At 67.3% G+C, this 1,696-nt stretch carries 1 protein-coding gene; it reads right to left on the minus strand.

Annotated elements, in window-relative coordinates:
• On the minus strand, positions 1 to 1,287 hold a 1,287-nt coding region (locus tag VHW64_RS03180), incomplete at its 3' end, for an aconitate hydratase (protein ID WP_329649059.1).
• Between the last annotated feature and the right edge of the window lie 409 nt (positions 1,288 to 1,696).

Below are 1,696 nucleotides of genomic sequence, written 5' to 3' on the forward strand. Positions count from 1 at the left end.
GCCGTTGGGGACGTGCGTGGACACCGGATCCGACGCCGGGAAGCTGTCGGCCAGGCTTTCGTCCTCGCTGTCCTCTGACTCGTCGTCACCGACGAGGTCCTCCAGCGCCATCCGGAAGGCGTCGCGCGACTCGGTCAGCGACACGCGGTCCTGCGGGCGCTTGGGTCCGGCGATGCTCGGCACCACCTCGGACAGGTCGAGCTCGATGTTGTCGGAGAACGTCGGCTCCTCAGAGTTCTCGTCGTGCCACAGGCCCTGCTCCTTGGCGTAGGCCTCGACGAGCGCGATCTGCTCGCGCGGGCGCCCGGAGAACTCCAGGTAGCGCAGTGTCTCGGCGTCGATCGGGAAGATGGCGCAGGTCGAGCCGAACTCCGGGGACATGTTGCCGATCGTCGCCCGGTCAGCCAGCGGCAGGCCGGCGAGGCCGGCGCCGTGGAACTCGACGAACTTGCCGACGACCCCGCGCTCGCGCAGCATCTCGGTCACCGTGAGCACGAGATCGGTGGCCGTCGCCCCCTCCTGCAGCTCGCCGGTGAGCCTGAAGCCCAGCACCTGCGGGATGAGCATCGACATCGGCTGGCCGAGCATTGCCGCCTCGGCCTCGATACCGCCGACACCCCAGCCCAGCACGCCCAGGCCGTTGATCATCGTGGTGTGCGAGTCGGTCCCGACGAGCGTGTCGGGGTAGGCCAGGTTGCGCTCACCATCGACGAACACGACGCGCGCCAGATACTCGAGGTTGACCTGATGCACGATCCCGGTGTCAGGCGGGACGACCTTGAAGTTGTGGAAGGCGCCCTGGCCCCAGCGCAGGAACGCGTAGCGCTCCTTGTTGCGCTCGAATTCCAGCTCGGCGTTGCGCTGGAAGGCCTGCGGGGTGCCGTAGGCGTCGACCTGCACGGAGTGGTCGATGACCAGCTCGGCGGGCACGAGCGGGTTGATCTTGTTGGGGTCGCCCCCCATCTCCTTCATCGCATCGCGCATCGCGGCCAGGTCCACGACCGCTGGGACCCCGGTGAAGTCCTGCATGACCACGCGCGCGGGGGTGAAGGCGATCTCCTTGGAGGGCTCGTCCTTGGCGTTCCATGTGGCCAGTGCCTCGACGTCCTGAGCGCGGATGGACTCGCCGTCCTCGTTGCGCAGCAGGTTCTCCAGCAGGATCTTGAGCGAGAACGGCAGCCGGGCGATGTCGAACTTGGACTGCAGCGCGTCCAGGCGGTAGATGTCGTACGTGGTGTCGCCGACGCTGAGCGTGGCCTTCGCGTCGAAGCTGTTGGTGGGGGGCATGTCTCAAAAACTCCTGGTTTCAGACGCAGTTGTCCTTACTCTAGGCACGCACGGCGCGCCACGGCGGTACGTACCCGGACGGCGCGTCGCGAAGCTCATCCGGCGGCTCCTACGCACGTCTTACGGACGTCTTCGATGCGGCTTCGGGCGGGTGCCGATGCTCCCGTGACCCACATTGAGTTCAGTAAGGAGCCCCCCGTGTCCACCGTCGTCCTCATCGCGGCCAGCGTCGCCGTTCTCGGCTCGTGCCTCCTGCTGGCCGCCGCGTACTACACCGAGGCGCACCGCGCGCCCGACCAGTCCTGACCCTGAGAGCCACCTGAGAATGCTCACGCCTCTTACCCTGCTCTCACCCGACCGCTGCATGCTGCTCCGATGAGCTCGGACTCGACGCCCTATCGCGAGTCCG

This window comes from Nocardioides sp. (genome assembly GCF_036267815.1).
Taxonomy (GTDB): Bacteria; Actinomycetota; Actinomycetes; order Propionibacteriales; family Nocardioidaceae; genus Nocardioides.